4 protein-coding genes are annotated in these 3,555 nt (G+C 69.3%); 3 read left to right on the forward strand and 1 reads right to left on the reverse strand.

Features of this window, described 5'->3' with window-relative positions:
* Window positions 1-275: 275 nt before the first annotated feature.
* Window positions 276-956 carry a DUF4476 domain-containing protein gene (locus VF697_RS13060; RefSeq protein WP_331094800.1) on the reverse strand — a complete coding sequence of 227 codons (681 nt, stop codon included), beginning with the start codon at window positions 954-956 and terminating at the stop codon, window positions 276-278.
* Between the two features lie 144 nt (window positions 957-1,100).
* Here VF697_RS13060 and VF697_RS13065 point away from each other — a divergent pair, with 144 nt between their 5' ends.
* The 3 genes from VF697_RS13065 to VF697_RS13075 form a co-directional block, all read left to right on the forward strand.
* Window positions 1,101-1,628, forward strand: a complete 528-nt coding sequence (locus tag VF697_RS13065) for a transcriptional regulator (RefSeq protein WP_331094802.1) — start codon at window positions 1,101-1,103, stop codon at window positions 1,626-1,628.
* Window positions 1,629-1,739: 111 nt separating this feature from the next.
* The gene (gene grpE, locus VF697_RS13070; protein ID WP_331094804.1) at window positions 1,740-2,660 is read left to right on the forward strand and encodes a nucleotide exchange factor GrpE; all 921 of its coding nucleotides are present in this window, start codon (window positions 1,740-1,742) and stop codon (window positions 2,658-2,660) included.
* 6 nt (window positions 2,661-2,666) lie between these two features.
* Window positions 2,667-3,555: Hsp70 family protein (locus tag VF697_RS13075; protein ID WP_331094806.1), on the forward strand; the 889-nt coding region annotated here is incomplete at its 3' end.

Raw genomic sequence — 3,555 nt, forward strand, 5'->3', positions numbered from 1 at the left:
CAGGGGCGGGGTGCCTCCCGTGGCGGCGAGGCTCACCTCATAGGGTGCGCGCTCGGTGGTCTCCAGCAGCTCGAGGTCGGGAAGCTGGGGAACGTTGCCCGGGGGCGGGGTCTTGTTGCAGGCACCGAGAACGCCGAGGACGGCGAGCATTCCCAGCAAGCGGAAGAACGGCATAGGGCGTCAGGCTCCGGACGCGAGGCTTCTCCAGCCCCGGGGAGCCCGACTCTAGCGTGTCGCCGGGCCGGCACAGAAGCGTGACGCCGCCCGGGCCCGGCCTACTGCTGCGCCGCCAGGATGCGCTTGAGCTCGTCCTTGTCGTTGGAGAACTCGAAGGACTCATACAGCTTGTAGCCGTTCTCCGTGTCCAGCAGGCGGGGGCGCAGCAGGCGCATGGCCTTCAGCCGGTCCTTGGAGAAGTTGAAGACCCGGAGGATTTGCTGCGCCTGGGCCACGAGGAAGTACTGGGTGGGCGCCGCCTCCTCCAGCACGCTGAGCTGGTCATCCGCGAAGGGCTCGTTGCGGATGGCCACCACCAGCGAGCGCAGCATGGCCTCGGTGATGGGCTGCACCGCGGGCTGCGACGGCGGGGGCGGGGGCTGGGGGGGACGCTGGGGCTCCACGCGCGCCAGCGGGGCGCTCGACACCTGCCGGGCCACTTCCTTGAGGTCCGCGCGCGCCTCGTCGATCAGCTTCTGCAGCTGCTTGTCCTTCTTGAGCTTGCCGGTGGCCGTGAGCCTCTCGTTGATGCGGGCGAGCTGCTGCATCAGCGCGTCGCGGTCCATCACCACCGGCGTGCCCTGCTGGGGTGCCGGAAAACCCGGGGTGCCGGGGTTGCCGTGCGCCGGCCGCAGCTGCGCGGGGGGCGGCATGTCCCCTCCGCCACCATTCTGGCTCGGGACCTGGGCAAGGGCGGGAACCGCCAACAGGGTCACCAGGGCAATCAAGACCGCTTTCATCCGTCTCTCCATGGGTGAAGATTGTTTTGCGCGCCGGACGGGTGTGCAGTCTGATGTGGGAGCTGCGCTCGCCGGGCAGGCGGCCCACTATAGCCTGACCCGGGGCGCCAAGCGGCTCGCACTCCCCGTGATGGAGACAGACTGATGGCCGAGAAATGGGACAAGCAGTTGATGGACTTCCTCAAGCGCACGGGCGACGAGCTCAAGCGCTCGGGCGAGGAACTCAAGGACGAGGCGCAGCGGCTGCTGGTGGAGGTGAAGGACCCCGCCAAGCAGGCCAAGGTGAAGGAGGGCCTGGAGAACCTGCGCACCTGGGCGGTGGCCACGGGCAAGCAGGCCGCGGAGCGGCTCGAGGGGGCCGCGCGTCGGGTGGAGGAGTCCATCGAGGGCGCCGTGGGCGGCCTCAACAAGGACGCTCCGACTCCGAGTGAGCCAGCCACGCCTCCCACCTCCGCCGCCCCGGCCACCGAGACGCCGAAGGCCGAGCCCCTCCCCGCCAAGAAGGCTGCGGCCAAGGCCGGCTCCCAGAAGTCCATCGGCCGCAAGAAGCCGGCCGCCAAGGCTCCCGCCGCCAAGACTCCCGCCGCCAAGACTCCCGCGAAGAAGGCGGCGGCCAAGACGGGCACCAAGAAGTCCATCGGCCGCAAGAAGCCCGCCCGCCCGCCCGCCTGACGGTCTTCCATCCGCTCTGGAAACCTCCAGGGGAGAACACAGGGGCGGCCGCTCGCTTCGGGCCGCCCCCAAGCGGTTGGATCGACCCGCGCCCCATGACATAGTGCGCGCGTGGCCGGCTCGAACCGTGACGAGAAGGGCAGCTTCCAGACAGCGATCTCGCAGGACCTCATCGACGAGGCGCTGAAGAGCGTCGAGCGTCGCACCCATGCGCCCGTGCAGGACGAAGGGGTGCCCGAGGGTGGGAGGACGCTGGAGGTGGAGCTGCCCGAGGGTGGGATGACCCTGGAGGTGGAGCTGCCCGAGGGCGGCTTCGAGGCGCCCGGGGCGCAGCCCTCCGCCGACACCGGCGAGCTGGCGGCCGCCCTGGACGAGTCCCGCCGCGAGCTGGAGGAGACGCGCCAGCAGCTCGAGCAGGCCCGCCGCGAGCTGGAGGAGACGCGCCAGCAGCTCGAGTTCAGCCAGTCCAAGAGCCGCGAGATGATGGAGCGCCTCAAGGACAGCCACGAGCGGGCCCTGCGCGCCGCGGCCGACCTGGAGAACTACAAGAAGCGCGCCCAGAAGGAGAAGGAGGAGGTCCAGAAGTTCGGCTCCGAGCGCCTGCTCAAGGACTTCCTCCCGGTGGTGGACAACCTGGACCGCGCGCTGGATGCGGCCCAGAAGTCCGCCGACCTCGACAGCTTCCGCACCGGCATCGACATGACGCGCAAGCTCTTCGACAACACGCTCGGCAAGCACGGCGTGAAGAGCTTCTCCGCGGCCGGCCAGCCGTTTGATCCCCGCCTCCACGAGGCCATGCAGCAGGTGGAGAGCGCCGCGGTGCCCTCGGGCCACGTCCTCTACGAGGCCGTGCGCGGCTACATGCTCAACGAGCGTCTGATGCGCCCCGCGCTCGTCGTGGTGGCGCGCACGCCGACGGTTGCGCCGCCCGCACCCGAATCAAGTTCAGCGACTACGCCAGGCGGTGAGCCCACGGGGGGGGACACCGCCACCTCGCAAACCGGAACCACCACTCCCACAGGGAGCCAGTAGGACGTCATGGGCAAGGTGATTGGAATCGATCTGGGGACGACGAACTCGTGCGTCGCCGTCATGGAAGGCGGCGAGCCGGTGGTCATCCCCAACAGCGAGGGCAGCCGCACCACGCCCTCCATGGTGGGCTTCACCGAATCCGGTGAGCGGCTGGTGGGGCAGATCGCCAAACGGCAGGCCATCACCAACCCGGAGAACACCGTCTTCGCCGTCAAGCGGATGATTGGCCGCAAGTACGACTCGCCCGAGGCCCGCAAGGCCATCAGCGTCAGCCCCTTCCGGGTGGCGCCCAGCCCCAACGGCGACGCCTGGGTGGAGATCCGCGGCAAGGGCTACAGCCCGCCGGAAATCAGCGCCATCGTGCTGATGAAGATGAAGCAGACGGCGGAGGACTACCTCGGCGAGCCCGTCACCGAGGCGGTCATCACCGTCCCCGCCTACTTCAACGACAGCCAGCGCCAGGCCACCAAGGACGCGGGCCGCATCGCCGGCCTCAACGTGCTGCGCATCATCAACGAGCCCACGGCCGCGGCGCTCGCCTACGGCCTGGACAAGGTGCGGGACGTGGGGGCCGAGCGCATCGCCGTCTACGACCTGGGCGGCGGCACGTTCGATATCTCCATCCTGGAGCTCAACTCGGGCGTCTTCGAGGTCAAGAGCACCAACGGCGACACCTTCCTGGGGGGTGAGGACTTCGATCAGCGCCTCATCGACTTCCTGGCCAAGCGCTTCGCCGAGCAGAACAACGGCCTGGATTTGCGCAAGGACCGCATGGCGCTTCAGCGCCTGAAGGAGGCGGCCGAGCGCGCCAAGCACGAGCTGTCCAGCGCGACGGAGACGGAGGTGAACCTCCCCTTCATCACCGCGGACGCCACCGGCCCCAAGCACCTCACCG

It is taken from the genome of Archangium sp. (assembly GCF_036388035.1).
In the GTDB taxonomy this organism is placed as follows: Bacteria; Myxococcota; Myxococcia; order Myxococcales; family Myxococcaceae; genus Archangium.